Annotated in this window: 26 protein-coding genes and 7 tRNA genes; 15 read left to right on the forward strand and 18 right to left on the reverse strand. The window is 41.1% G+C overall.

What is annotated here, in order from left to right; translation table 11 throughout:
* The first annotated feature begins 148 nt into the window (after positions 1-148).
* The 7 genes from WC724_00465 to WC724_00495 all read left to right on the forward strand — a co-directional run bounded on the left by WC724_00465 (position 149) and on the right by WC724_00495 (position 4183).
* Positions 149-682 carry a methyltransferase domain-containing protein gene (locus WC724_00465; GenBank protein MFA6077479.1) on the forward strand — a complete coding sequence of 178 codons (534 nt, stop codon included), beginning with the start codon at positions 149-151 and terminating at the stop codon, positions 680-682.
* Entirely contained in the window at positions 679-1983 is a 1305-nt protein-coding gene (locus tag WC724_00470) for an extracellular solute-binding protein (protein ID MFA6077480.1), read from the forward strand. The genes WC724_00465 and WC724_00470 overlap by 4 nt, the downstream gene beginning before the upstream one ends.
* A gap of 3 nt (positions 1984-1986) precedes the next feature.
* Entirely contained in the window at positions 1987-2388 is a 402-nt protein-coding gene (locus WC724_00475; GenBank protein MFA6077481.1) for a hypothetical protein, read from the forward strand.
* 60 nt (positions 2389-2448) lie between these two features.
* Positions 2449-2847 carry a pilin gene (locus WC724_00480; protein MFA6077482.1) on the forward strand — a complete coding sequence of 133 codons (399 nt, stop codon included), beginning with the start codon at positions 2449-2451 and terminating at the stop codon, positions 2845-2847.
* A gap of 13 nt (positions 2848-2860) precedes the next feature.
* On the forward strand, positions 2861-3250 hold the full coding sequence (locus WC724_00485; GenBank protein ID MFA6077483.1) for a hypothetical protein: 390 nt from the start codon (positions 2861-2863) through the stop codon (positions 3248-3250).
* Between the two features lie 165 nt (positions 3251-3415).
* Positions 3416-3850, forward strand: coding sequence for a hypothetical protein (locus tag WC724_00490; GenBank protein MFA6077484.1), 435 nt, complete (start codon positions 3416-3418; stop codon positions 3848-3850).
* Positions 3851-3904: 54 nt separating this feature from the next.
* Entirely contained in the window at positions 3905-4183 is a 279-nt protein-coding gene (locus WC724_00495) for a hypothetical protein (protein ID MFA6077485.1), read from the forward strand.
* Between the two features lie 112 nt (positions 4184-4295).
* Here the strand turns inward: WC724_00495 and WC724_00500 are convergent, their stop codons facing one another.
* The 9 genes from WC724_00500 to WC724_00540 all read right to left on the reverse strand — a co-directional run bounded on the left by WC724_00500 (position 4296) and on the right by WC724_00540 (position 9803).
* Entirely contained in the window at positions 4296-4754 is a 459-nt protein-coding gene (locus WC724_00500) for a hypothetical protein (protein MFA6077486.1), read from the reverse strand.
* On the reverse strand, positions 4751-5917 hold the full coding sequence (locus WC724_00505; GenBank protein ID MFA6077487.1) for an SPFH domain-containing protein: 1167 nt from the start codon (positions 5915-5917) through the stop codon (positions 4751-4753). Before WC724_00505 ends, WC724_00500 begins: the two co-directional genes overlap by 4 nt.
* Before the next feature lie 363 nt (positions 5918-6280).
* A tRNA-Leu gene (locus WC724_00510) sits at positions 6281-6362 on the reverse strand.
* Positions 6363-6552: 190 nt separating this feature from the next.
* Positions 6553-6625, reverse strand: a tRNA-Lys gene (locus tag WC724_00515).
* A gap of 378 nt (positions 6626-7003) precedes the next feature.
* Positions 7004-7089, reverse strand: a tRNA-Leu gene (locus WC724_00520).
* 224 nt (positions 7090-7313) lie between these two features.
* Positions 7314-7385: transfer RNA gene (locus tag WC724_00525), tRNA-Cys, on the reverse strand.
* A 50-nt stretch (positions 7386-7435) separates the two neighbouring features.
* The gene (locus WC724_00530) at positions 7436-7765 is read right to left on the reverse strand and encodes a ribosome-binding factor A (protein MFA6077488.1); all 330 of its coding nucleotides are present in this window, start codon (positions 7763-7765) and stop codon (positions 7436-7438) included.
* A gap of 1 nt (position 7766) precedes the next feature.
* Positions 7767-9317, reverse strand: coding sequence for a translation initiation factor IF-2 (gene infB / locus WC724_00535; protein MFA6077489.1), 1551 nt, complete (start codon positions 9315-9317; stop codon positions 7767-7769).
* 12 nt (positions 9318-9329) lie between these two features.
* Positions 9330-9803: a DUF4446 family protein gene (locus WC724_00540; GenBank protein ID MFA6077490.1), complete on the reverse strand. Its 474-nt coding sequence runs from the start codon at positions 9801-9803 to the stop codon at positions 9330-9332.
* Positions 9804-9990: 187 nt separating this feature from the next.
* Here WC724_00540 and WC724_00545 point away from each other — a divergent pair, with 187 nt between their 5' ends.
* From WC724_00545 to WC724_00560, 4 genes are all read left to right on the forward strand, one after another.
* Positions 9991-11199: a cysteine desulfurase family protein gene (locus tag WC724_00545; protein ID MFA6077491.1), complete on the forward strand. Its 1209-nt coding sequence runs from the start codon at positions 9991-9993 to the stop codon at positions 11197-11199.
* Between the two features lie 9 nt (positions 11200-11208).
* The gene (locus WC724_00550) at positions 11209-11778 is read left to right on the forward strand and encodes a Fe-Mn family superoxide dismutase (protein MFA6077492.1); all 570 of its coding nucleotides are present in this window, start codon (positions 11209-11211) and stop codon (positions 11776-11778) included.
* A 55-nt stretch (positions 11779-11833) separates the two neighbouring features.
* Positions 11834-12676 (forward strand): hypothetical protein, encoded by an 843-nt coding sequence (locus WC724_00555; protein MFA6077493.1) that lies wholly within the window; start codon positions 11834-11836, stop codon positions 12674-12676.
* Positions 12677-12753: 77 nt separating this feature from the next.
* Entirely contained in the window at positions 12754-15450 is a 2697-nt protein-coding gene (locus WC724_00560; GenBank protein MFA6077494.1) for an AAA family ATPase, read from the forward strand.
* Between the two features lie 55 nt (positions 15451-15505).
* Here WC724_00560 and WC724_00565 read toward each other — a convergent pair whose 3' ends face one another.
* Both WC724_00565 and WC724_00570 read right to left on the reverse strand, forming a co-directional pair.
* Positions 15506-16354 carry an EamA family transporter gene (locus tag WC724_00565; protein ID MFA6077495.1) on the reverse strand — a complete coding sequence of 283 codons (849 nt, stop codon included), beginning with the start codon at positions 16352-16354 and terminating at the stop codon, positions 15506-15508.
* Between the two features lie 71 nt (positions 16355-16425).
* Positions 16426-16512, reverse strand: a tRNA-Tyr gene (locus tag WC724_00570).
* 2 nt (positions 16513-16514) lie between these two features.
* Between WC724_00570 and WC724_00575 the strand changes: the two genes are divergently transcribed.
* The gene (locus WC724_00575) at positions 16515-16763 is read left to right on the forward strand and encodes a hypothetical protein (GenBank protein MFA6077496.1); all 249 of its coding nucleotides are present in this window, start codon (positions 16515-16517) and stop codon (positions 16761-16763) included.
* Between the two features lie 33 nt (positions 16764-16796).
* Here WC724_00575 and WC724_00580 read toward each other — a convergent pair whose 3' ends face one another.
* A complete protein-coding gene (locus WC724_00580; GenBank protein ID MFA6077497.1) occupies positions 16797-17348 on the reverse strand; it encodes a uracil-DNA glycosylase in 552 nt (183 codons plus the stop codon).
* A 68-nt stretch (positions 17349-17416) separates the two neighbouring features.
* On the opposite strand from WC724_00580, the gene rpmG reads away from it, so the two are divergent.
* The gene (gene rpmG / locus WC724_00585; protein ID MFA6077498.1) at positions 17417-17575 is read left to right on the forward strand and encodes a 50S ribosomal protein L33; all 159 of its coding nucleotides are present in this window, start codon (positions 17417-17419) and stop codon (positions 17573-17575) included.
* A 180-nt stretch (positions 17576-17755) separates the two neighbouring features.
* Here the strand turns inward: rpmG and WC724_00590 are convergent.
* The 3 genes from WC724_00590 to miaA all read right to left on the reverse strand — a co-directional run bounded on the left by WC724_00590 (position 17756) and on the right by miaA (position 19336).
* A tRNA-Trp gene (locus WC724_00590) sits at positions 17756-17826 on the reverse strand.
* A gap of 260 nt (positions 17827-18086) precedes the next feature.
* Complete coding sequence (locus tag WC724_00595; protein MFA6077499.1) at positions 18087-18371, reverse strand: hypothetical protein; 285 nt, start codon at positions 18369-18371, stop codon at positions 18087-18089.
* Between the two features lie 35 nt (positions 18372-18406).
* On the reverse strand, positions 18407-19336 hold the full coding sequence (gene miaA, locus WC724_00600; GenBank protein MFA6077500.1) for a tRNA (adenosine(37)-N6)-dimethylallyltransferase MiaA: 930 nt from the start codon (positions 19334-19336) through the stop codon (positions 18407-18409).
* A gap of 100 nt (positions 19337-19436) precedes the next feature.
* Here miaA and WC724_00605 point away from each other — a divergent pair, with 100 nt between their 5' ends.
* Complete coding sequence (locus WC724_00605) at positions 19437-19973, forward strand: peroxiredoxin (protein MFA6077501.1); 537 nt, start codon at positions 19437-19439, stop codon at positions 19971-19973.
* Positions 19974-20167: 194 nt separating this feature from the next.
* On the opposite strand, the gene WC724_00610 is transcribed toward WC724_00605, so the two are convergent.
* A tRNA-Leu gene (locus tag WC724_00610) sits at positions 20168-20249 on the reverse strand.
* 150 nt (positions 20250-20399) lie between these two features.
* Between WC724_00610 and WC724_00615 the strand changes: the two genes are divergently transcribed.
* Positions 20400-21395, forward strand: a complete 996-nt coding sequence (locus tag WC724_00615; protein MFA6077502.1) for a ParB/RepB/Spo0J family partition protein — start codon at positions 20400-20402, stop codon at positions 21393-21395.
* A 6-nt stretch (positions 21396-21401) separates the two neighbouring features.
* Here the strand turns inward: WC724_00615 and WC724_00620 are convergent, their stop codons facing one another.
* Both WC724_00620 and topA read right to left on the reverse strand, forming a co-directional pair.
* Entirely contained in the window at positions 21402-22922 is a 1521-nt protein-coding gene (locus WC724_00620; protein ID MFA6077503.1) for a RelA/SpoT family protein, read from the reverse strand.
* A 126-nt stretch (positions 22923-23048) separates the two neighbouring features.
* A complete protein-coding gene (gene topA / locus WC724_00625; GenBank protein MFA6077504.1) occupies positions 23049-25244 on the reverse strand; it encodes a type I DNA topoisomerase in 2196 nt (731 codons plus the stop codon).
* Positions 25245-25455 lie beyond the last annotated feature (211 nt).

The following is a 25455-nucleotide window of genomic DNA, read 5'->3' on the forward strand; positions in this document are numbered from 1 at the left end:
ATTACGGAGCGCGACGGCGCGAGTATAGCAATCCGCCAGCAGGCGGATATGCGTGTTTTTGGAAATAAAAGCAAAATTTATATAAGCAAGGTATACACAAAAGCTTGCTCTATGGTCTAATAACTTTTATAATTTAAGCAAGTAATTTATGGCTTTTTTAGTTCCTAATGAAATTGTAAAAAATCTTTCTATTGAAGAGGGGATGGTTATTGCCGACATCGGCGCAGGCTCTGGTTCGTTTGTAATTCCACTCGCATATTTTGTAGGGAATACTGGGCACGTCTATGCAATTGATATAAATAAAGAAGTTTTGGTTAAGGTAAAAAAGGACGCGGCTTCTGCTCAGCTTTCTAATATAGAGATTATTTGGGGCGATGCGGAGAAGTCTGGTGGAACAAAATTGGCCGATAGCTCTGTTGATTTTGTTATTATTTCAAACATTCTTTTTCAGACTGAAAATAAGAAAGGTTTGGTTGAAGAAGTTAGACGTATTTTAAAGATGAAGGGGAAGGTTGCTGTTATAGATTGGACCGGTTCTTTTGGTGGGCTTGGACCAAAAGAGAACACTGTCTTTTCGCTTGCTAATGCACAGAAACTTTTTACTGATTTTTCATTTGCAGAGTATAATAAATTCGATGCCGGTGATTACCACTACGGTATTACTTTTGTAAAAAATAAATGAAACCATTTCAGATTATTGTTCTTGCGATATTTTCCGTTTTTTTAATAATTGGGGTTCTTATTTTTTCTGGGATTATAAAACTTCCAGGAAGTGGAGAGAATAATGGTGTTTCAGGGGAAGTTGTTATTTGGGGGACTTTACCAACTTCGTATTTTGATAAAATATTTAGTGATTTTAATCAAAGTCACCAAAAAGAATCATTTTCTGTTCGCTATATTGAAAAAGATCAGAGTACTTTTGATAGTAACTTAGTTGAGTCAATTGCCGCTGGTGTTGGCCCAGACCTTGTTTTTTTACCGCAGGATCTTTTTTTGCGCCACTCAAGCAAGATCTACCCTCTTTCCTTACAGACAGTCTCAGAGAGAGATTTTAAAAATACTTTCATTGAGGAAGGGGAACTATTTTTCTTTAATGGAAACGCTCTCGCAATACCATTCACTATTGACCCGATGATGTTGTATTGGAATCGCGACTATTTTTCTGCGGCAGGTTTTTCAAAGCCACCACAATATTGGGAAGAATTTTTTTCAATGATTCCACAGCTCACCTCTAAAGATGGCGCTACAAATATAATAAAAAGTGGAGTTGCTTTTGGCGAATCAAAAAATATTTCAAACGCTAAGGATATTCTTGCGATGCTCATAATGCAGGCTGGAAGCAATATTGTTTCCTACTCTCCTTCAAAAGGAGTGGAAGTGTCTTTGAGTCAGAACAATACGAGCGGTATTCAGGCTGGTGAGGCAGCCCTACAGTTTTATTCAGAGTTCTCTGATCCAGTTAAGGAGCATTACTCTTGGAATAAATCCCTACCTTCTTCTAGGAGTATGTTTTTGGCGGGCGATTTGGCAATGTATTTTGGATACGCAAGCGAGATTTCAGATTTACGAGCACGAAATCCACATTTAAATTTTGATATCGCAATGGTTCCACAAACAAAAGGGGCTAGTAAAAAAACAACGTTTGGAAAAATGCACGGCCTCGCAACACTCAAAAGCTCAAAGAATTTGGCGACAGCTCTTTACATCGAAGTTCTGTTGTCCCAACCTGATTTTATGAAAAACATCCCAACATATTCATATCTACCGCCAACACGTCGTGACTTGCTACAAGTTCGCCCTTCTGATCCATACCTTTCAATTTTTTATGACGCAGCCATTATTTCCAGAGCTTGGCTTGACCCGGCTCCTAAAGAAACCAGTATTATTTTTGCTAACATGATTGATAATGTTGTTTCTGGAAGATTTAGACCACAAGAAGCTGTGGCAGACACCGCGTCACAATTAGAAAGATTGATTAAATAAAATATGAATTTTAATAAAAAATTTTTAGTAGCGAGAAAGGTTGGAATTTTTGTTTTAACAGCAATTATAATTTTGTCGCCAGTTGTTGTTTCTTCAGCGGGACTAGTTCCTTGTGGGGGAAACGGTGAGGCGCAGTGTGGCTACAAGGACCTTATTATAATGGGGGGTAAAATTATTAATTTTCTAATTGAGACCTCAGTAGTTATTGCTTTACTTCTGTTCACTTACGCTGGTTTTCTCCTCGCCTTTAGTGGTGGGGATACTGGGGCAATGTCAAAAGCTAGAGCAATATTTTGGAATGTAGTGAAGGGTTTAGTTATCGCTCTTGCGGCTTGGTTAATTATAGACACGATTTTGAGCGTGTTGCTTAAAGGGGATGGTTTTAGGCAATATGTTCCACTTTAGATTTTTGCTGTATAATTATTTTATAATTATTTTATAATTAATTTACTAAAGAAAGTTTCAATGAAAAAAAATAAAGTAAAAAGAATTTCTGCTTTGGTCGCGACAAATCTAACTATCTTTTTATTTTTATTACTTCCATTTTTCACAATTGTTTCGGCGCAACAGATTCCACTACAGGGAACTACTCCAAAACTTCAAAACCCACTCGGGAGTAGCAATAATAGCCTTACTGCTTTTGCCAACTCTATCGTAGACGCAGTGGTGACGGTCGGTCTCCCGATTGCCGCCTTGATGATTGTCTACTCCGGTTTTCTTTTTGTTAAAGCTCGCGGAAACCCCTCTGAGCTTGAAGTTGCAAAAAGAGCGTTTTTTTACGCGCTTGTAGGTATCGCTATAATTTTGGGGGCAAAAGTTTTGTCGGAAGTCATAAAAGGGACGATTGATGTTTTAAGGAGCTAATTAATAAATAATTATGAAAAAAATGAAAAAAGGAAAGTTTGCGGTTTTAGGATTAGCTAGTTTAATGGTGTTCCCAGTGGTTGCGCATGGCATCTCAGATTTCGCGGGTCTTGTAAATTTTATTACTGACACAATAATCATGTCGCTTATTAAACTGATTGGTGCACTTGCGACACTATTTTTCTTGTGGGGTGTAATGAAATTCATAAAGGATGCAGATAATCCAGCAAAGAGAGCCGAAGGACAACAATTCATTCTTTATGGTCTTATAGGACTTTTTGTTATGGTCTCTTTTTACGGAATTGTTCGAATTCTTGAGAATACATTTCAACTACCAACAAACAACACTTCTGTAGGAAGTTCCTATCCAGCAGGTAAAACTGGGTCAAGCTACTCGCTATAGTCGTTGAGTGTTTTAGGACTAAGGAAACTTTTGTTGATAGCGTTTAATCCCTCCTAAAAAACAACATTATCCCCAGACTTGTCGAAAAACCCTTTGTCTTGTGTTAAAATACATTGAGCTTAATAAAGTCGTTTAGTTTAGCATTAATTTAAAAATATATTACGTATGAAAAAAGTAGTCACAGCCATAGCAGCCGCAGGTTTGCCTGTAATCGCTCTCGCTCAAACAGTTGATGCGATTTTTGTGAAAATCATGACCCTCATCAATTATCTAACGATCATTGTTGTGGCATTGTCTGTTTTGGCATTTTTCTGGGGTTTGTTTAAGTTCATTACTAACGCAGGGGAAGAGAAAGATGAAGGACGTCACATAATGATCTGGGGTATCCTCGCTCTCTTTGTGATGCTTTCAGTTTGGGGTCTTGTTGGCGTTGTTGGTAATACTTTCGGTATTCAACAAGGAGGTGCAGTGAATATTCCTGGAATTTCTGGCACATATGGTGGAATTAACACGGGTGGAGTCAATACTGGAGGAGTTAACACTGGCGGTGTTTCAGGTGGAATTAATGTTTCAGGTGGAATTAATATTCCAATTCGTTAATAAATCTTAAGATATAAAACGCGCCACTTTTAGGCGCGTTTTTGTCACTCTAATATGATTGCTGAAGCTGCAACACAATTACAAAACGGAGCAGATAGCCTTGTTCAAAAACTAGTGGTTAATATCATTAACCCAATTACTGGGCTTCTTGGTGCTCTTGCAATAGCTTTTTTCCTTTTTGGTGTTCTTCAATTCATAATCAATTCTGATAACGAAGATGGTATAGAACGAGCTAAGAAATATATGATGTGGGGATTAATCGGTTTGTTTATCATGGTGAGCGCCTGGGGCGTTATAGGCCTAATTCAGGGTACTATTAGTTCTGCTAGATAAAAGTTTTGTGCTCATAAAAACAACTCCGATTTTCATCGGAGTTGTTTTGTTTTGTATAAAAAGAAAGGGCGGACGCATTGCTGCGTCCGCCCGTATTGCCACAAGAAACTCTTCAGCTCCTGAGGCGCATTTTCACCGGCTGCTTCTCGCCGTCGTCGAGGAGGAGACAGATTCTCGATCCCGCTTCAAAGCTACGCACAGGGGCCCGTTGATTTGGACCAATGCGCATCACCTCTCCGTCGGGATAGAAAACCTTTATGTTGCCACCCTTTCCGACAGCCGCCAGTATTGAATCACCGGCAGGAATCGTCACGCACGCTGGCGAGTTGGCGGTGACCAAGAAAAACATCTCTGTTCCACCACCGGTCCGTCCCTGCGCTTTCCCCGCCACCGTAACACTCTCAGTTTCAGTTCGATACTTCTCGATGTAGCCGTTTGTGACGGAGTAGAAGGCGTAGAGGAATATCGGGATGGATACCCACCAGAACGCCTTCGGGATCAGAGATATTGGTTTTTGGCTTAACCCCACTATCTCCGGCTCTTTCATACGACCAATGTGCTCTTCGCTCATGGCTTACCCTTTCCCTCAGGTTTCCCGGAGTTGGGAGTTTTGGCAAAAAGACCGGAAACGAAGTTTATTACTGCCTCCATTCCCTCACCCTTTATTTCCTGAACGTTGTGGTGGACGGTTTTGGTAACTGCTTTTCCAAGCACCATCGCCGCCTCCATCGCCTCTTTGTCGGAGATTGCTTCACCTCCGCCTGAGCTCTTCTTTTGAAGCACTTCCGCCGTTTCCTTCACCTTCTTGGCGATTTCCCTTGTTGCCAGAGCTTCCTGGAACTTCGGATCGTAGTCGATGTCGGATATTGCGACGAGAATCAAGTCGATGCCGTACGCCTCTTCGTATGATGCTGGCGCCGTCGAACGACCTTCTTCTCTGAGAGCCTCTTTCTTTTCGTTGAGTTCCTTGATTTTGTCGAGGTACTCGTCGATGGCTTTGATTACCAGGCTCTCTCGCTTCTTCCAGATCTCCTTGTCAGAAACATTGGCAAGGGGGGCGACGCCGTTCGTATTACTTTCGGTCGGCTCTTGTAGCTCGAGTTGAATTTCGTACTCGTAGTGCCCTTTCACACAGTTTTCGATGCGCTTGATGTTCTTTCTGGCCGTCTCGGCGGTGAGGTTGGCAAAAATCTGCGCGAGAAAACTCGAGCCGATATCGTGCAAACCACCGTCAATCACAGTTTTGTCGACCGCGATGTACTTGCCGATGTTGCCACGCATCCCACGGTATTGGAATCCCCACACCACATGAAGCATTACGCCGTCGAGCGCTGGGTAAGTTTCACCCTTCTCGAAATCCTTGGCGAATATCCTCAAGTTGATGTAGTTTCCCGGCTTGACCTGTTCCCAGGGAAACCGTAAATGGATTCCCGTTTGGTATTCCTTGAGCTCTCCGCCGAAGAGGTTGACCGTGATAAGCGATGTCACCTCCGGAACGGAAACAAGGAAGTAGGGAAGAGAACGACCCAGAAGCAAAAGCCAAATGGCCATTGCAAAGAGAGCGACCTCTTTCTGGAACATTCCCATGCCGAACGTTGCAAACGCGAAGGAAAGCAAAAACTTGGTGACCAAAAACAAGGCCACACAGAAAGAGAGAAGGAGAGCTATCTCCCACCCCTTGTCTGTTCGGAACATAGGAACCGGCTTTCCTGCTGGAGCAATGTTGGTGTTCATAACTTCTCCTTTCAATGTGCGGTATTTAGCTGAGCGAAAATGCCAAGCTATTACTGCTTCAAATTATACATAAAATGAGCCAAAAGTCAAGGTGGGGAGGGGTGTTAAAAAGGTCTCGATTACGAGTTATGGAATAAAGAAAGGAGACTCGGCTAAGAACATTTTTACTCGTCGGCACTCGTAGAAACTGGAGGGGGAAACTCGGTCACGAATAATTTTGAGGACAAAATTTTCGCGACCCCGGCTCGCTGTCGCAGAGCGACATGCTCCGTCTTTCGAGTCTCCACACAAGCCAAGCAGTTGGCTTGTTCCTCCAGCACATAATTAAAAAACACACCCTAAAGGGTGTGTTTTTTAATTATGTGCTGGAGGGGAGACTCGAACTCCCAAGCCTTGCGGCATTAGTTCCTAAGACTAACGCGTATACCAATTCCGCCACTCCAGCAAGTTGTTTGTCGCCAATATAAAAATACTACACGTATCGCAAGAGTCGGTCACGAATAATTTTGAAGACAAAATTTTCGCGACCCCGGCTCACCTCGTTTTGTAAGAACAAAACATGGTTCCGCCTTTCGACTCCTGCCCGCAAGTGAAGCAGTTCACTTGCTTGAGCGGATATCTCGCTGCGCTCAATGTCCGCCCAGCAGGAGTCGAACCTGCGACCATTTGCTTAAGAGGCAACTGCTCTACCAACTGAGCTATGGGCGGATATATATAATTTTATACTAACTTTGTTAGCATCTACCAACTGGTCACTCATAATTTCTTGCTAGAAATTTGCTCGACCCCGACTCGCCTCGTCAGGCTCCGTCTCTCAATTGCTTCACATGTCGCAATTGAGCCCCGCCCGTACTGAACGTACGTTCGGGCTGGTATGGGCGGATATTTCTAACGAGTTGAATCATAGCAATTTATTGCATATTTTTCAATGAAAATAGGGAAAAGGACTCGGGGTAGAAAAGGGACAGTATTTTTTTCTTGTGGTCACGTATAATTTCTTGCTAGAAATTTACGCGACCCCGCCTCGCGCCGTCGCGCTCCGGCCGGGACCAAATAAAAATACTCACTTAGGTGAGTATTTTTATTTGGTGCCCGGAGTGGGACTCGAACCCACACGACCTATTGGCCAACAGATTTTAAGTCTGTAGCGTCTACCATTCCGCCATCCGGGCAAATTTAAAATATTTTATTCTACTTAAATAAACTAAGCAAAAATTGCTTGAGGCCTAGGGCGGAATCGGTCACGAATAATTTTTACTACCTGCAAAAATTTTCTCGACCCCGGCTCGCGATTTTGTCTGCTGACAAAATATCGCTCCGCCTTTCGCTTCCGTCACATCCCGCAAGCAGTTGCGGGATTCTATGCCGTCGGAACTTCCTCTAGGAAGTATCCTTGAGGCCTAGGGCGGAATCGAACCGCCGTATAAGAGTTTTGCAGACTCTCGCCTTACCACTTGGCTACTAGGCCTTAATTATCACATGGCCAATTAGCCAGTGTGTTATAGCACATAGGGCATTCTACAGATTTCGCGATAAATCGTCTATTCTTTGGCGTGCTTTCTCTCCAGCATCAATAGCAAAAAGAATTGAAGGGAGTCTAGAAATTCTTGAGTTTGATTTTATAAAATCATAAAATTCTCTTTTTTTACGGTTTGCAAAATCAATCACGGCGTTCTCTTGGTTTGTGTCTGGAAAAACAGTAACAAAAATAGTCACTTTTTTCTTATCATTTGAAAGTTGGGCGTTGGTGACAGTAATTAGCGAGGTGCGATTAGACTCGCGCTCCAAAAACCTCGCGGCAAGCTCTTTTATGACATCTAGCATTTTTTCTTCTCGTCCTTGAGGCATATTATTTTTGAACTATCATGAACGATTCTATCGTGTCTCCTGGAGCCACATCTATCTTTGACTCAAGAAGCATTCCAAACTCAATACCTTCTTCAACTTCTTTTGTTTTCAATTTTTGTTGTTGAAGTTCAACAATTTTTCCTCGACCAATCTCAATCTCTCGACGTTTGATTATTATGTTTGAACCAGAAATCAAAGTACCTGTTAATACACGCCCTCCAGCAACCTGCTTATTTTTTGTTGAACTAAATACTTTTAGAATTTTAGCAACACCCATTATTTCCTCGGACTCAATGCGTGGCTTGCGTTCCTTCAGCTCGTCGTTAACCCATTCAGTTAGTTTGTAGATGATATTAAAAATTTTGACTGGAATATTATTTCGCATTGAGATTTCACCACCAGTGTTGTCGGTTTTTACGTTGAACCCAATAACTACTCCACCAGACGTTGAGCCGGCCATCTTAACATCAGACTCATTGATACTCCCAACGCCTTTTTGGATAACCTTCACTTCTATTAAATCTTGGCTTAGTAGGGTAAGTTCTCGTTCAATTGCCTCCAGTGTTCCGAGAGTGTCGCTTTTTAGAACTATTGGGAAAATAGCTTTTTTTACTTCAACCTCTTCTCCTTCTTGTGTTGGCGAGGATCGTTTACTTGCTCCGTTTGTTTGCTTTTGTGTGTTTTTATTCTCGACAAAAAGACGCACGGCTTCCTCCGCCTCTTTTTTAGTTTTGTATGAAGTAAAAGGAGCTCCGGGAGAAGGTATTTTATTAAAACCAACAATACTTACGGGAGATGAGAAAGAAACAGAATCAGTTTGTTTTCCAAGAAAATCCAGAATTGAACGTACGGGGGAGATTGCTTCCTCTGAAACAACAAACATACCCTTGCTCAAAGTTCCATCTTTAACAATAAGGGTTGTTGTTATTCCACATTTTTGATCAAGGCGTGATTCAAGAACCATTCCGGAGGCCGGGATGGTAGGGTTCCCTTTAAGCTCGGCCATATCTGCGACAAGTAAAATTATGTCGAGAAGTTCTGGAATACCCTCACCGGTTTTTGCTGAGATTAGAACGTATGGAACATCACCGCCGTAACCTTCGATATAAACTTCATGTTCAACTAACTCATTTTTTGTCTTTTCTACATTAGCGCCTGGTTTGTCTACTTTGTTGATGGCGACAATAAAAGGAATACCGCTTGCCTTGATTGTTTTAAGGGATTCTATTGTTTGTGCTTTGACACTATCTTCGGCTGAGACAATCAAAATAGCGATGTCTGCTGTTTCGACACCACGTTCACGCATACCAGCAAAAGCTTGATGCCCAGGAGTATCAAGAAAAGTTATTTTTTGTTCTCTGCCGTCTTCTCTTTTATGTGCAACTTCGTATGCGGAGATGTGTTGAGTGATTCCACCCGCTTCGCCTTCAACAATATTTGTTTTTCTTATGAAATCAAGAAGTGTCGACTTGCCGTGGTCAATATGCCCAGTTACAACAATAACAGGAGGTCTTGCGATAGATGTTTCATTTTTGTTTTGTTCTTTAGGCATTTCATTTTGTCGCTAATTTTCTTTGGCATTAGCACGCGCTTTCTCCATTGCCGTTTTTTCTTCCTCCGTAAGTTCGTTTTCAGATTTTCCCCCGACGATTGGTTTTGCAAAAACACTAACACGGTCTCTAGAGTAGAGGCTTGAAAAAACTACACCATCATTATTTTCGTTTAGTAGAGCAACAGCAAAGCTTTGATTACCACTACCGCCAGCATCTTTGAAAGGATTAAAGCGAACGACGCCAATACTTCTACCGCCGTGTTTTAAGCGTTTTTCTGCTTGTACTAAGTAATTCTCAACGTCCTTTTGTGAATTACTTAGGTTTTTGATGTACTTTTCTATTTCGTGAATAGTCTCCTCTAGGTCACCACCAGATTTTCCCTTCATAAGTCGGCGTAAACGCCATTCAATGCGCGCGAGCCAAAGAATTAAAAACACAACGAGACCTATAAGTATTGGGAAGACGATATTTGGGTTGGTAAACATAAGGATAACACCCGTTTGGGGCGCTTTTTCTTCTTAGACTGCTAACGGTTTATGATTATACAATTATTTTGAATAATTACCAATTTTATTGTGCGCTTGCGCCCTTCCTGCGGGGCGCTCACTAATCCTCAAAAAATTGGTAATTACGGGAAAAGCAAAAATAAATAACCCGTGTTAATATCGAAACATGAAGAAAAGGAGAAAGATATACTTAGATCACGCGGCGACAACACCCATAGACCCAAAGGTTGTGACACTTGTTTCAAAATCTATGACGGGGATTTTTGGTAACCCTGGCGCTTTATATGATGACGGGATTTTGGCAAAAAGATCCTTGGAAAAAGCACGAGGCGATGTGGCTAAAATTTTATCTGTCCTTCCTGATGAAATAATTTTCACGAGTGGTGGTACGGAGAGTGATAATCTGGCTTTGTTTGGGGTAGTGAGAGCGGCTCAAGAAAAATTCCCAAAAAAGAAACTACACATTATTGTGTCCTCGATTGAACACTCTGCCGTCCTTGAGGTTGCTCTCGAACTTGAGAAGGATGGTGTTTCTGTTAGTTATATTGCGCCAGATAAAGATGGCATTGTTTCTCCAAAAGCTATTAATGGAGCTTTACAAGAAAACACGGTGTTTGTTTCGGTGATGTACGCAAATAATGAAATTGGAACAATAGAGCCAATTCGCGAGATAGCAAAAACTATTAGGCACTATAAAAAAAATAACAAGACGATTCTTGGTCAGTATCCTGTTTTTCATACTGACGCATCACAGGCCACTTCGTATCTTCCACTTCGTGTACCACCACTTGGCGTTGATATGATGACGTTGTCGAGTCAGAAGATTTACGGTCCGCGTGGTATAGGTGCTTTGTATATAAATAGGGGGGTTTTGGTTAAGCCGATTCTTTTTGGTGGCGAGCAAGAGCGTGGAATTCGTCCAGGAACAGAAAATGTGGCTCTTATTTTAGGGTTTGCAGAAGCACTTCGTATTACAGAACAAAAGAAGGACAGCGAGGTAAAGAGACTCATAGTCCTGAGGGATTATTTTATTAAGCGATTATTAAAGGATGTGCCAGGGGCTGTTTTAAATGGACACGCAAAAGAGCGATTGCCAAATAACGTTAATATTTCGATTAGTGGTGTGGATAACGATTTTTTGGTGATTAGTTTAGCAGAGCAGGGCATACTGTGCTCTACTAGAAGTGCCTGTAAGACAAATGATGAGAAAGGCTCACATGTTATACTTGCATTAGGAGGCGATAAAAACTTAGCAAGAGAAAGTTTACGTTTTTCACTAGGGCGCGATACCACAAAAGACAAATTAGACACAACTGTCTTGGAGCTTGTGCGCATTGTTAAAGAAATTAAAAAATTTGGAAAAAATATTAATTAAAAAAATCATATGAATTACGAAGCAAAAAATTTTGATCACCTGTTAGGACTTTCTGGTTTTAGTGACACTCTTTTAAAAAATCATTTCACCCTTTATCAGGGTTATGTGAACAATACGAATAAGGTTGTAGAAACCTTAAAAACCGTAGAAGCGGGAACTCCGCAATGGAACGAACTTAAGCGCCGCTTTGGTTGGGAGTGGAACGGAATGCGTTTACACGAACTTTATTTTGGAAACATGAAGCTAGACGGCTCTGCTTTAAAAGACGACGGTGAATTAAAGAAGGTAATGAATTATGTTTGGGGTTCATTTGAGGACTGGAAAAAGGACTTTGTTTCTTGTGGGACAATGCGCGGTATTGGTTGGGTTGTTTTGGCGTATGACCCTGAAAAAAAGATGGTCTTTAATACTTGGATAAACGAACATGACGCAGGACATCTCGCAGGAGCAACACCTATTTTGGTTATGGACGTTTTTGAGCATGCATATATTTCTGACTATGGACTAAAAAGAGCTGATTATATCGAGGCATTTATGAACGCAATTGATTGGGAGGTAGTAGAAAAACGTTTTTCTTAGGTTTTTTATAGGGAAAGACTTGCTCTACGGTTTAATACCATTTATATTTAGAGGAATGGATTATCTAAACAAAACACAACTCGTTCTTCTTGCAATTCTTGTTAGTTTTGTTTCCTCAATTGCGACGGGTATTGTGATGATTAAGCTCACAGAGAATTCCCCACAACCTATCACTCAAACTATAAATAGGGTTATCGAAAAAACAATTGAAAGAGTTGCCCCAGAGCGCAGTACGAGCATTGTTACGAAGATAATTAAAGAAGAGGAGTTGGTGGTTTCTGCTATTGAGAAAAATAACGGAAACGTAGTAAAGATCAAAACCGACGTTGATTTAGAAAAAAACAACCCAGGAACATTGCTTGGTTATGGTTTTGTTTTTTCAGGAAGTGAAAAATTGGTTGTAACAGATTTGAGTATTGTTAGTGATTCTGATATCCCATATGTTGCTGAATTTGCAAACGGAAGCATGGTTCGCATTGAGCGCGTGTACGCTAGTGGAAGTGGGGTAGCTATTATGAAACTTGTTTTAGGTGCTACTGATACTGCTCCAACACTCTTAGAGTTGACTACAGCAAGTGAGACAACAGTGAAAGTTGGACAAACCGTTATTGGACTGACTGAACTAGTCTCAACAGGTCTTATCTCCGGCATAATTTTTGAGAAAAATGTTTCTTCTGCCACAACGACCACAACTGGCGAAATCGATAAAACACACATAAGTGCAATTAAGACAAACATCACTACAACAAGAGAAACTGGTTGGCCATTGATAAATCTAAATGGAGATATCGTTGGGGTAGCGATATCAAAAGATATGGCACAGTTTGTTGTCCCCGGGAGTTATATTGAGGCAGCTATTTCTGAGGCAAAAAATAAGGGAAGTGAGAGCGTTCAGTAGTTTTGACAAATCAAAATTAAATGTTATAGTTTCCTCGTATTTGTGCTTTGTTTTAACTAATAAACTAGTAAATAAAAATGCCACCACTTGATAGATTTACAACAAAAGCCCAGCAAGCAATAAGTAGAGCTCACGAGCTTGCTGTTGAGCGTGGCCAAAATCACGTTACTCCTGTGCACCTCCTAACATCTTTGGTGCTTCAAGATGAAAGCACGGTTATTTCTGTTCTCGAAAAATTAGAAGTTGATATCTCTCTTTTGACAGACTCTCTTCTTGAAGCAATTGAATCTCCAGAGTCAGCTACAACAATGGCTCCGTCATATCATTTGTTTTTAACGCCAGATCTTGCCCGAATTCTTGAGGGTTCTGTAAAAATTGCTCAGTACATGAAAGACGACTTAGCGTCGACCGAGCACCTATTTTTGGCTCTTTGTGAAGTGCCAGGACAAGCGAGAGAAATTTTAAATCGTTTTCGTGTTAACAAAGAAGTGACGATGACTATTTTAGAGGAGCTTCGAAACAAGAATGTTGTTGATGTTGATTCTCCTAAAAAGTTTCGCGTGCTTTCAAAATATACTCGAAACCTAACAGACCTTGCCCGTGAAGATAAGCTTGACCCTGTAATTGGTCGCGACAGTGAAATAATGCGCATCATGCAAATTCTTTCTCGTCGTACAAAAAATAATCCAATTTTGATTGGAGATGCAGGTACAGGTAAGACTGCAGTGGTTGAAGGTCTTGCCATTCGTATTTCAAGAGGAGACGTTCCGGAATCGCTTCGAGATAAAGAATTAGTTTCGCTTGATTTAGGTTCTCTTATTGCTGGCACGAAATATCGAGGTGAGTTTGAGGAGCGTATGCGTGCGATGATGAAGGAGATAGAAAAAAGCGAAGGACGCGTTATTTTGTTTATCGATGAACTACACACTATTGTCGGAGCGGGAAGTGCTGAGGGGGCACTCGATCTCGCAAACATTCTAAAACCAGCCTTGGCTCGTGGTGAATTGCGTGCTGTCGGCGCGACAACCCTTAAGGAATACCAAAAGCATATTGAAAAAGACCCAGCCTTGGCTCGACGCTTTCAGCCTGTTTTTGTTGACGAGCCATCTCCTGAAGATACCATCGCAATTTTGCGTGGACTTAAAGAAAAATATGAGCTTTACCACGGCGTGCGTATTACTGATGATGCAATCGTTGCGGCTGTGAATTTGAGTATTCGTTATATAACAAACAGATTTTTGCCAGACAAAGCCGTTGACCTTATTGATGAGGCAGCTTCTTCGATGCGCATAGCGCTTGAAAATAAGCCACCAGCACTTGAAGAAACACATCGCAAGGTGATGCGTCTTGAAATAGAGAAAGAAGCCTTGAAGAAAGAATTGGAGGTTGGTACAGACACCGTAGGAAGCAAGAAGACAAAAGCACGAGTTAAAATTATTGACAATGAAATTGCTGACCTAAGAGAGAAAACTAAAGCTCTTGAGATTAAATGGAAGAACGAGAAAACAATTCTTGATGATATTCGCGTTGTTAAGAAAAGTTTAGACACTTTGCGTGTTGAAGCCGAAAATGCTGAGATTCGCGCCGATTTAACTCGCGCTGCAGAAATAAGATACAGCAAGATACCAGCGTTAGAAAAGGACTTACACCTTAAAATGACGCGTTTAAAGAAGCTTCAGAAAACCAAACGTATTTTGCGTGAAGAAATTAGCGAGGAAGATATTGCTGATGTGGTGTCTCGTTGGACAAATATTCCCGTTTCAAAAATGCTTGAGGAAGAAATTGAAAAACTCTCTCGCATGGAAGACGAACTTCGAAAACGCGTAATAGGGCAAGATGAGGCTATTAAAAAAGTTTCTGATGCTGTACGACGCTCAAGAGCTGGTGTTTCTGATCCAAACCGACCTATTGGCTCGTTCATATTCTTGGGACCTACTGGTGTTGGAAAAACTGAGTTAACAAAAGCTTTAGCCCAATTTATGTTTAATGACGAGCGTGCTTTGATACGCGTGGATATGTCCGAATATATGGAAAGTCATTCAGTTTCTAAGTTGATTGGTTCTCCTCCTGGTTACGTTGGTCACGATGATTCAGGACAACTGACAGAATCTGTTCGTCACCGCCCATACTCTGTGATTTTGTTCGACGAAATTGAGAAGGCTCACCCAGAAGTATTTAATTTGTTGCTTCAGGTTCTTGATGACGGTCGACTCACAGACGCAAAGGGTCGTGTGGTCAACTTCAGAAACTCTGTGATTATTTTGACCTCAAACATCGGCTCACAGTTTATTTCAAAAATGGAATCCATGGGCTTTAGTTCGAAAACAACAGCTCAAGATTATTCTGGGACAAAAGAAAAAGTCTTGGGGACATTGAAAGATTACTTCCGCCCAGAATTCCTAAATCGTCTGGATGATATTATTGTGTTTGATATTCTTTCGGAGGCTGCTATCCGTGACATTGTTACTATTCAGACAGAGATTGTTCGCAAGCGTCTTGAGACAAAAGATATGAGTTTGGAAATAAGTGAAGAGGCGCTTAAGTATTTGGCTCGTGAAGGTTATAGCCCTCATTATGGTGCACGCCCACTAAAGAGACTTATTCAGGAAAGGATTTTGAATAAAGTGGCAATGCTTATCATTTCAAAATCTATATCGGCAGGGGACAAGGTTCTGGTTACCGAAAAGAATAATGATCTAGCAATTGAAATTAATCGAGGCAAAACAATCAGCCCGATTAAAAGGAAAAGTCTAAGAAAAAAGTCTACGGCATAGAAAACAAAAAATAACGGCCAAGTGCCGTTATTTTTTGTTTGAGGTTCTTATTAAATTATCCAAACTTAATAAGGAGAACGATAAGGAATGAAAGGAAAATAAAAAACAATCCTTTTGCGGTGATTTTCTCCTTGAAAAATAACGAGGCGAGTAAACTGGTGAAAAAAGTATAGAGTCCAATAATTACGTGAACTAGTGATATTGGCCCAAGTGAAAGTGCTTTTATAATTGTGTAAGTCACCCCAAATTGAAGAACTCCGCTCGCAGCAGACCATTTGAGCATTTCGCCGTGAGTTAAGTCTTTTATAGAGATATGTTTTCGTTTGTAAAACAAGATTATAAAGGATGCGATAAGCGCGAATGTTAATTGCCAAAAAATAAAATTATATATATTTACATGGTCTGCTCCAGCTTTTTGAATAAACTTGTTGAAAGTTGAGAGCAGTGAAATAAACATGAAAGACGGCAATATTTCAACAATAAAATGTATTTTGTTGTTCCAGTATTGCGATATAAAAAGTAGAACCGAAAGGGAAACAGCAACCCACTGAATAAAAGTGATTGTTTCGTTGAGAAAAAGAACCCCACCGATAATGACCAAAATATTAGAAACTAGACTTGTGAATGGAAATACACTACTTGTGTCTTGTTTGTGCAAAACATGCATTTGGGTAAGTGAAAGTATTGAATAGCCCGTTCCCCACAAAAGAGCGAATATAACTGTTTTGACGTCAAAAGAAATGTAATTATATAAAAAAATTCCAGCTAAAATTGAGGCAAAAAAATAAGACCACACCGAAAGTGTGTATTTGTTAATTTGTTTAGCTGCTGGGACTTTATACAGAGTCATTAACAAGCTTACCTGTACTAAGCCCATAGCAGCATAGATTGCCCAGCTGTTCATTAGATTATATTATCACGCTCCGGCTTTCGAATCCTTCTAAACACAAAAAATCCCTTTCGGGATTTTTTAGCTGGTGCGTCGGGAAGGATTCGAACCTTCGAAGGACTAAGTCCGACAGATTTACAGTCTGTTGCGATTGACCACTCCGCCACCGACGCATATGGTGCTTGCGTATAATAACTTCATAAGCGTTGTTTGTAAACTACTGGAAATTAAAAAAGGCCGTCTTGGTGACGGCCTTTTGGTTGTGATGGAATGGCTTCAAGGGAACCAATTGCGGTCGCTTGGCTTGCCACGCATCGCGAGCCACAGCAATAGCCCTGCAATTCCGCCTATTCCGAGTATCGCCAAAAGAAGGGCGAAAGCCGGTTTTATTACTAGACTTAGTGCTTCCATTCTCTTCTCCTAAGGTGCGTGTCTGTTTGAGACAATAAAGTACACACTAAAAGTTGTCAACGATATGCCCGAGCTCCCTAAAAGACGCCTCAAATTGTTTCATTACTTTTGTGCCACGTAAGGCAGCCGCTGGATGGAACATTGGGAATATTTTTCTTCCACTCACTTCAGATATTTTTCCTTGAGCGAGAGAAATTTTAGCATCCGATAAAAAATAATTCGTCGCAAATCGTCCAAGTGGAACGATGATTCTGGGGTCAATTATTTCTATTTGTTTTGTAAGATATGGCTCGAAGCTTTTTATTTCTTTTTCACTCGGGTCGCGGTTTAATGGTGGGCGTTTTTTAACAATATTGGTGATATAGACATCTTCGCGTTTCCAGCCAATTTTTTCGAGATTCTTATTGATTAGTTGCCCGCTACGTCCGACGAAAGGTCGTTTTTCTAAATCTTCGTTTTTACCAGGTGCTTCGCCAATAAACATAACCATACAATCAGGGCTACCCTCACCAAAGACTAAGTTACTTTTCTTTAGTGGAAGGGAAGTATTTGCTTCAATTTCGGCCTTAAGTATTGTTAGAGCCAGCTTTTTATTCATAAGCATATATTATAGCGTTATGTTGCAAAAAATGGTGAATTATAGTATGCTCACGAGGATTAAATCATATGTCACAGGATCAACTCATAAAATTGTCGTGCGCAACATGCAAGCACACCAACTATTGGAGTCGCAAAAACCGCAAGAAAGTCGAGCGAAAAATCGAGCTTAAAAAGTATTGCAAGTGGTGTAAAAAAGCCACCAAACATAAGGAGTCGAAGAAATAAAAAACAAACCCCAGAAAGGGGTTTGTTTTTTATTTGGCGGGCCCACGGGAATCGGTCACAAGTATTTTTCTGCTGAAAAATCTCGCGACCCCAGCTCGGCACGTCTGCCTCCGCCTTTCGAATCCTCACGCAAGCAAAATGATTTGCTTGCTGTGATCCCTACGTTCACTTTGTTCACAGCGGGCCCACGAGGATTCGAACCTCGGTCAACGGTTTTGGAGACCGTTATTCTACCACTGAACTATAGGCCCAAACGAGGAGCGGGGCGAAATGTGTCTGCGAGCGAGAAAATTTCTGAAAGCTTACTTGCAAGAATTTTTTCGAAAGCGGATAGAAATGGTCTACATTTCATTTCGTCCGAGCGCCAGGCCTACATCTGATTTTGATATAGGCCCAATGCGTAACAGCGAGTATATCAAGTTACAAAAAATGACGCTACTTAAGTTTTAAAAATAGTGATACAAAATTAAACAAAGCCACCTTCTCGGTGGCTTTGTGCGCTTGGGGTGAATTAGTCTTCAACCCCGAAGATCTTGTACGTTGATTCGCGCTGGCTATAGACCAGAGAACCAGGATTCTCGAGCGGGTCTTGAAAAAAGCGAACCCACCCATCAACCTCATCGAGGAAACGGAAAATCACCTCTTCTCCGTCCAGTGCGTCAGACTTGATGGCGATTTGGTTGAAGGCGTCTGGTCCGCTCTCCACTTGCTTGATATCAAGGATTCGCCCTGAATCGAAGAATGTTTCGTCGGGTGTATGGACAAAGACTTTTTGTCCAATTTCAAGACTACTCATTTGAACTCTCCTTAAGTTCTGTGACTATTTCAAGACTACTTTTTCTTGCGAAGTAAGTCAATTTTCAAAAATTTTTCTGCTTCTTTTATAATTTTTGCCTTTTCCATTGGTTTAAACCACTTTATTTCTTTGTCTTTTTTAAACCATGTTGCTTGGCGTTTAGAGTATTGCCAAGTGTCTTTTTCTATACCTTCAAACATTTCTTTTTTTGTAATTTTGTTTTGAAGATAAAGTGCTAAATATTTGTATTCCATACCAAATGCTTCCATTTGTTTCCAAGACAAGCCACACTTGTGAAGATTTTTTGCCTCAGCCACCATACCCTTCTTCATTCGCATGAGTAGGCGAGTGCGTATTTTCTTTTTTAGTATTTCGTCTGGCAAATCAAGCCCAATTTTTAAAACATCCCAACTTGGCGGTCGGACCGCCAAGTGAGGAACTTTACCTAAAGCAGTAGCGATTTCGATGGCACGAACAAGACGGCGGGGATTATTGCGGTCAATTTCTTTTGCGCGCCGAGGGTCTAGCTTTTTTAAAATAACAAAAAGCTGAGCAGTAGTTTTCTTTTCGAGTTTTTCGCGAAGTTTTTTGTTTGGTGGTACTTCCGGTACAACAATATTTTTTAATACCGCATCAATATATAGACCGGTGCCACCGCAGATGACCGGTGTTTTTCCTCGCGAGATTATTTCTCCAAGGGCTCTGTCGGCAAGGCGTTTGTATTCTGAAACAGAAAATTGTTTTTTTGGACTAGCGATATCTAGTAGGTGGTGCGGAATACCCTGCATTTCTTTTCTTGTGATTTTTCCACTACCCAAATCAAACCCGCGGTAGACTTGGCGCGAGTCGGCCGAAATAATCTCACCACCATATTTCTTGGCGAGCATTACTGCTAAGTCGCTTTTACCGGTTGCGGTTTTGCCAATTACGGCAAGAATTCTTGGTTTTTTCGCACTATTTTTCATTAAGCCTAACGCTACCACATTTGTAGTTTTGCGCGATACACACCCCGTGTATATAATGACAGAACACAATTAAAACATTATTAAATTAATTAAAAAACACATGAATCAAGAAATAAAAAATGTTCCGAATGTTGTGTTCAAGACACGCGTTCGCGACGAAAGTGTTGAGGGGCCAAACCCATATCGTTGGAAAGACGTTTCTTCAGACGATATTTTTAAAGGAAAGAAGGTTGTAGTTTTTGCTCTTCCTGGAGCGTTCACACCAACATGTTCTTCTACTCACCTTCCTGGATACGAAGCGGCTTATGATGATTTTAAAGCGCTTGGTATCGATGAGGTTTATTGTCTTTCGGTTAACGACGCCTTTGTTATGTTTCAGTGGGGAAGACATCAAGGTGTAGAAAAAGTGAAGATGCTTCCAGACGGTTCAGGTACTTTTACCGAGGGAATGGGAATGCTTGTAAAAAAAGATAATCTTGGTTTTGGCGATCGTTCTTGGCGTTATAGCATGTACGTTGAAGATGGAGTCGTTAAGAAAATTTTTTCTGAAATGGGACTCTCAGACAATTGCGAGCTAGATCCTTTCGAAGTTTCTGATGCACAAACAATGCTTAACTATTTGAAGGAGAATAAATAGCAAAACGAAAAACCACCCATAAGGGTGGTTTTTTTGTTTTGCTCACTTCGTTCGCTGTGCCGGGAGGGAGAATTGGTCACACATAATTTTCTACTGAAAATTTGCGTGACCTCGCCTCGCGCCGTCGCGCTCCGGCTTTCAATTCTCCCGCCAAAAACTAAAAAACACCCAAACAGGTGTCTTTTAATTTTCGGTGCCGGGAGGGAGAATTGAACTCCCATGGATTGCTCCGCACGATTTTGAGTCGTGTGCGTCTACCAATTCCGCCATCCCGGCATTTACCCTAAAAATAGGATTATCGATATTCTAGGGGACTAGGGAACAAAAATCAATTTTTTAATACAATTTTGTATGATAGAATGCTTAGATAAAGATGGTTATATTTTAACTGTGCTCTAGTTTTTTACATTTTATATTTAATTTATTATGTCCCAATTTCGTAACGACTCAGTTTTTTGGATAGAAGTTGAAAAAATTAAACCAAACCCGTATCAACCACGGCGTGAGTTTGACGAGTTGAAACTAAAAGACCTCTCAGAGTCTATTCGTCAGTACGGAATACTTCAGCCGATTGTCGTTACTCGTCGCGAAGTTGAAAGGGAAGACGGCGGTATTTCCACAGAGTACGAGCTTATCGCCGGCGAACGCCGTTTGCGCGCCGCAAAGATGGCTGGCATTTCTCAAATTCCTTCAGTTATCCGTGCGGTTGAAGACGACGCAAAAACAAAACTTGAACTGGCTATCATTGAAAATCTTCAAAGAGAAGATTTGAATCCGGTTGATCGTGCTGAGGCGTTTGCTCGTCTCCGAGAAGAGTTCAAATATAAGCACGCTGACATTGCGCAGAAGGTTGGCAAGAGTCGCGAATATGTTTCAAACACAATGCGACTCCTTCTTCTCCCAGAGGAAATGAGAATCGGCCTTGCTCAAGGAAAAATTTCCGAAGGACACACTCGCCCAATTTTGATGCTTGTCGATAGACCTGAGGAGCAAATGACTTTGTACAAAGAAATTGTTTTTAAGCGCATTACTGTGCGTGAGGCAGAAAGCATTGCCAGAAAAATTGCTCACGACCGTGTTCGTAAAAAGGAAATTATATTTGACCCAGAGGCTCTTGAACTTGAGGGAAAAATTGCCGAAGCGCTTGGAACACGTGTCTCCCTTGAGAAGAGAGAGGTTGGGGGCAAGCTAGTAATCGATTTTTATTCAAACGACGATTTGAGAGCTATTTTCCAGCTCCTAAACGCAAACAAAGAAGACCGCCGAGAATTGCTCGAACAGTTTATTGAAGGGCGTGAATTGGAAAATACTGTTAACGAAGCAGAAATCGGAGTGGATGCTCTCCTAGACGACCGTTCAAAAGACGAGATACAAGAACAGCAAGAAGACGATTTGTATTACGTTCGCAACTTCTCTCTCTAGTTAGGTTTACTTGTTTCCTTTTAGGAATTTAGCAAATTGATCAGCCAATCCTTCCTGTGCGTGAGATTTGATTTGTTTGCGAGCAAAAGCGGTTTTGGTAAACTCAAGCCACTTTGCAGACGGTTTGCTTCCTTCTTTTGTTGATATTTCTACGATATCGGCGTTCTTAAGTTTTGTGTTAAGTGCTACCAATTTTCCGTTGACCTTTGCGCCAGAAACATGGTTTCCAACATCAGAATGGATAGCATACGCAAAATCAATTGGCGACGATTCTTCTGGAAGTTCAATAACATCACCTTGTGGAGTAAACACGAAAACTCGGTTTTTGAAAAAATCCATTTTTAAGTGCTCCAAAAATTCTCCGCTTTTAGAAACATTTTTTTGCCATTCGGTTATTTCTTGAATCCACTCAAGTTTTTTATTTACGTTTTCCTCTTTTGGCTTACTTTTCTTTTTGCCAACTTCTTTATATCCCAAATGTGAGGCGATACCGAACTCTGCTTCCTCGTGCATTTCTTTTGTTCGTATTTGTATTTCAATTATTCCGCCGTCGCCAGAAAAAACAGTAGTGTGAATGCTTTGATAGCCGTTTGGTTTTGGAAGAGCGATATAATCTTTAATTCTTCCGGGGAGCGGACGCCATTTTTTGTGGATAATTCCAAGTACTCGATAACAATCTTCGATCGACGGAACAATAATACGCAAGGCGACAAGATCGTATATTTTATCCATATCCATATCATGACGCTTCAACTTTAAGTACAAGCTCCAGAGATGTTTTATGCGGGAGTCAGTTTTAAAACTTTTTACCCCATTTTCAGCAAGCTCTTTTCGAAGGGAACGTTTTATTTTTTCAGCTTCCAGTTCACCTGCAGTTTCCCTCTCTTTTAGAAGTTTTTTTACTTGTTCAAATTCTTTTGGGTAGGCGAACTCAAAAGAATAATCTTCGAGCTCTCCTTGAATTCGTCCGATACCAAGGCGGTTCGCAATTGGCGCATATATTTCAAGTGTCTCTAGTGCTATGCGCTTTCTTTTTGCCTCAGGTACATGTCTCAAGGTGCTCACGTTATGAAGGCGGTCTGCAAGTTTAATAACGATAACGCGTGCGTCTTGGCCAGTGGCGATGAAGAATTTACGCAAACTTTCTACGTGACGCTCAAGACCGCGATACTTAAGCTTTCCGAGTTTGGTGACTCCTTTTACGAGGAAGGAAATTTCGGGACCGAACTCTTTTAATATTTCTTCGTCTGAGATGTTTGAGTCCTCAACGGTGTCGTGAAGAAGTCCGGCGGCAATAGTTTTGGCGTCCATGTGTAGACGGGCCAAATTCTTAGCAACCTCAACAACGTGAGATTCAAAATATGGCTCACCTGAAAAACGTTTTTGATCCCCATGTGCTTTTTTTGCAAACGAATAAGCCCTTTCGACAAGAGCTTCATTTTCTTTAGTTTTCTTGACCATCAGGTCGGTAATATCTTTCGCAGAGACCATTAAATCAATACTAGAACTTAACTTGGCTTTCTGCAAATAGTATTTTTACTTTCCCTTTTTAAAAACACGATAAAATTCTGCTGAATTTTTCTATACTCGCGCTCGTCGCGCTCCGTAATGTTTTTAAAAAGGAAAAATTGGGGTTTAGATAAAAGAGGCTATTTACTCGATTTTTTTCTTACCGATTTTATGTGGATTGTGATTTGGACAAACTTTACTAGAACAGCGTTCGGGGATGGTCTTTGTGCCCTCCATCATGAGGGAGTCGCAAAGTTTACAAAGTTTTCCAGTTGGGCGCGCCTTGATAGCGTTTTTACAAGAAGGATAATCTGAGCAGGAAAAGAAAACACCAAAGCGCCCACGCCTTTCAACCATTTCACCTTTCTTACAAGCAGGGCAGGTAACACCAGTTTTACCTTTGGCCTCCTCCTCGGCACTCTTTTTAATAAACTTACATTTAGGATAGTTTGCACAGGCAATAAATTTTCCATAACGCCCTTCGCGTTCAATCAATTTTCCTTTTAGACACAAAGGGCAATCCTCGCCAGTTTCTTTTGGTCCTTCTAGTTCTGTTCCGTCTAGTTTTCTTGCACCGACACAATCGGGAAATTTGGAACAAGAAAGGAATTTGCCACTGCGGCTTAGTTTGATGACCATCGAGCTGTCACATTTTGGACAGCGGATATTTTCATCAGCTTCGCCGAGGTTTGTTAGCTTGGCGATTTTGTCTTTTGATTTAACGTCTTTAGAGAAAGGCTTGTAGAAATCGCGCAAAGTTTTTTCATAGTCTCTTTTGCCTTCGGCGATTTGGTCGAGCTTATCTTCCATTTCGGCGGTAAACGAGTCGCTAATATAATTTTCAAAATTTTGCTCAAGGAAACTACTAACAACCTCGCCAACATCTGTACCACGAAGAGAGCGCCCTTCTTTTTCCACGTACTCACGCTCCAAAATTGTTTTTATAATCGCAGCATAAGTTGAAGGCCGGCCGATACCGCGTTTTTCAAGTTCTTTAATAAGACCAGCTTCTGTGTAGCGATTTGGTGGTTCAGTTTGCTTTCCTTCTTCTTCAAGTGAAACAAGTGTTAATGTTTCGCCAACTTCAGTCAAAGGTAATTCAACATCATCTTCCCGTGAATCTTTGTCTGCCTCTAGCCAACCTAAAAATAGGATTCTGTGACCAGTCGCAGTGAAGTCTGGAATCTCACCATCCTTTATGTTTGCTGTTATTTTTGTACGCAACATTGTTGCGTCGGCCATTTGAGATGCGACAGTGCGTTGCCAAATTAAGCGATAAAGCTTTTTCTCAGCATCGTTTGAGCCACGTTCTTCAAACGAAGCGTTTGTTGGACGGATTGCCTCGTGTGCCTCTTGGGCGCTTTTACTCTTAGTCTTAAAAACACGAGGTACAACATATTTTTCTCCAAATCTTTTACCAACCATAGTAATGATTTGCTCCTGCGCTTCCTTGGAGAGGTTTGGGCTATCTGTACGCATGTAGGTAATATGTCCAGCTTCATATAGGCGTTGTGCGAGCGACATCGTTCTTGATGGAGCAAGACCAAGACGTGAACTTGCGGCCTGCTGAAGAGTCGAAGTGATGAATGGTGGGCGAGGAGCTCGCGAAGTTTCGCTTTCATCAAGTTTTTTAACAAACCATTCACCTTTCTTACCTAAGGTAAGAATTTTTTTAACTTCCTTTTCGTCGCGCGGTTCTTCGACGCAAGTAAGCAGAAGTGGAGATTTCTTTTTTGTTTTTGTTTCAGCTCTTATAACCCAATATTGCTCAGGGATAAAAGCACGGATTTCACGCTCTCGCTCAATCACGATTCGTAGTGCTGGTGATTGCACGCGTCCAGCCGAAAGACCGTAACGAACTTTTTTCCAAATAAGACCAGAGAGATCGTATCCGAAAAGTCTGTCCAAAACTCGACGTGCTTCTTGAGCCTTTCGTAAATCAGTATCAATATCACGTGGGTGCTTAAGCGCCTCCTTCACAGCACTTTCGGTAATCTCGTTGAAGACGATTCTTTTAATTGGAATTTTTTTCTTTAGAGATGGAAGTAATATTTCCTTCACGTGCCACGCGATAGCTTCTCCTTCACGATCCGGGTCGGATGCGAGAATTATTTCAGTTGATTTTTTAGCCTCTTCTTGAAGTTCTGCGACAACCTTTTCTTTTCCTTTAGAAATTTCATAACGTGGAACAAACCCGCCTTCAATATCAATGGCGGTTTTATTACTCTTTGGCAAATCGCGAACATGGCCAACGCTCGCCATAACAACGAATTCCTTTCCCACATATTTGGAAATTGTTTTCGATTTGGCGGGTGATTCAACTATAAGAAGTTTTGTCATTGCCATAACTTGTACAACATTAAATTTATTTTTGCAAATTTAGGGTTATTTCTGTTTTTAAAAACACACATAAAACTTTGCTAAGTTTTTGTTATGCTCGGCCCGGTCGGCCTGCGCAATGTTTTAAAAAACAGAAATGAGAGCACGAAGAAATCGGTTAAATAACAAAAAAACTCGCGCGAGGCGAGTTTTTTTGTTTCAAACCATAAAA

The organism is Candidatus Paceibacterota bacterium (assembly GCA_041661305.1).
Lineage (GTDB): Bacteria > Patescibacteriota > Minisyncoccia > Phycocordibacterales > VMEP01 > VMEP01.

Excerpts from the sequence above, each read along its gene's own strand:
- WC724_00485 (MFA6077483.1), top strand. The coding sequence starts at position 2,861 with ATGAAAAAAATGAAAAAAGGAAAGTTTGCGGTTTTAGGATTAGCTAGT.
- WC724_00540 (MFA6077490.1), bottom strand. The coding sequence starts at position 9,803 with ATGTTTACCAACCCAAATATCGTCTTCCCAATACTTATAGGTCTCGTT.
- WC724_00495 (MFA6077485.1), top strand. The coding sequence starts at position 3,905 with ATGATTGCTGAAGCTGCAACACAATTACAAAACGGAGCAGATAGCCTT.
- WC724_00575 (MFA6077496.1), top strand. The coding sequence starts at position 16,515 with ATGGTGCTTGCGTATAATAACTTCATAAGCGTTGTTTGTAAACTACTG.
- WC724_00560 (MFA6077494.1), top strand. The coding sequence starts at position 12,754 with ATGCCACCACTTGATAGATTTACAACAAAAGCCCAGCAAGCAATAAGT.
- WC724_00500 (MFA6077486.1), bottom strand. The coding sequence starts at position 4,754 with ATGAGCGAAGAGCACATTGGTCGTATGAAAGAGCCGGAGATAGTGGGG.
- WC724_00505 (MFA6077487.1), bottom strand. The coding sequence starts at position 5,917 with ATGAACACCAACATTGCTCCAGCAGGAAAGCCGGTTCCTATGTTCCGA.
- WC724_00470 (MFA6077480.1), top strand. The coding sequence starts at position 679 with ATGAAACCATTTCAGATTATTGTTCTTGCGATATTTTCCGTTTTTTTA.
- WC724_00550 (MFA6077492.1), top strand. The coding sequence starts at position 11,209 with ATGAATTACGAAGCAAAAAATTTTGATCACCTGTTAGGACTTTCTGGT.
- WC724_00605 (MFA6077501.1), top strand. The coding sequence starts at position 19,437 with ATGAATCAAGAAATAAAAAATGTTCCGAATGTTGTGTTCAAGACACGC.
- miaA (MFA6077500.1), bottom strand. The coding sequence starts at position 19,336 with ATGAAAAATAGTGCGAAAAAACCAAGAATTCTTGCCGTAATTGGCAAA.
- WC724_00475 (MFA6077481.1), top strand. The coding sequence starts at position 1,987 with ATGAATTTTAATAAAAAATTTTTAGTAGCGAGAAAGGTTGGAATTTTT.
- infB (MFA6077489.1), bottom strand. The coding sequence starts at position 9,317 with ATGCCTAAAGAACAAAACAAAAATGAAACATCTATCGCAAGACCTCCT.
- WC724_00545 (MFA6077491.1), top strand. The coding sequence starts at position 9,991 with ATGAAGAAAAGGAGAAAGATATACTTAGATCACGCGGCGACAACACCC.
- WC724_00530 (MFA6077488.1), bottom strand. The coding sequence starts at position 7,765 with ATGCCTCAAGGACGAGAAGAAAAAATGCTAGATGTCATAAAAGAGCTT.
- WC724_00465 (MFA6077479.1), top strand. The coding sequence starts at position 149 with ATGGCTTTTTTAGTTCCTAATGAAATTGTAAAAAATCTTTCTATTGAA.
- rpmG (MFA6077498.1), top strand. The coding sequence starts at position 17,417 with ATGTCACAGGATCAACTCATAAAATTGTCGTGCGCAACATGCAAGCAC.
- WC724_00555 (MFA6077493.1), top strand. The coding sequence starts at position 11,834 with ATGGATTATCTAAACAAAACACAACTCGTTCTTCTTGCAATTCTTGTT.
- WC724_00490 (MFA6077484.1), top strand. The coding sequence starts at position 3,416 with ATGAAAAAAGTAGTCACAGCCATAGCAGCCGCAGGTTTGCCTGTAATC.
- WC724_00595 (MFA6077499.1), bottom strand. The coding sequence starts at position 18,371 with ATGAGTAGTCTTGAAATTGGACAAAAAGTCTTTGTCCATACACCCGAC.
- WC724_00580 (MFA6077497.1), bottom strand. The coding sequence starts at position 17,348 with ATGAATAAAAAGCTGGCTCTAACAATACTTAAGGCCGAAATTGAAGCA.
- WC724_00565 (MFA6077495.1), bottom strand. The coding sequence starts at position 16,354 with ATGAACAGCTGGGCAATCTATGCTGCTATGGGCTTAGTACAGGTAAGC.
- WC724_00480 (MFA6077482.1), top strand. The coding sequence starts at position 2,449 with ATGAAAAAAAATAAAGTAAAAAGAATTTCTGCTTTGGTCGCGACAAAT.
- topA (MFA6077504.1), bottom strand. The coding sequence starts at position 25,244 with ATGACAAAACTTCTTATAGTTGAATCACCCGCCAAATCGAAAACAATT.
- WC724_00615 (MFA6077502.1), top strand. The coding sequence starts at position 20,400 with ATGTCCCAATTTCGTAACGACTCAGTTTTTTGGATAGAAGTTGAAAAA.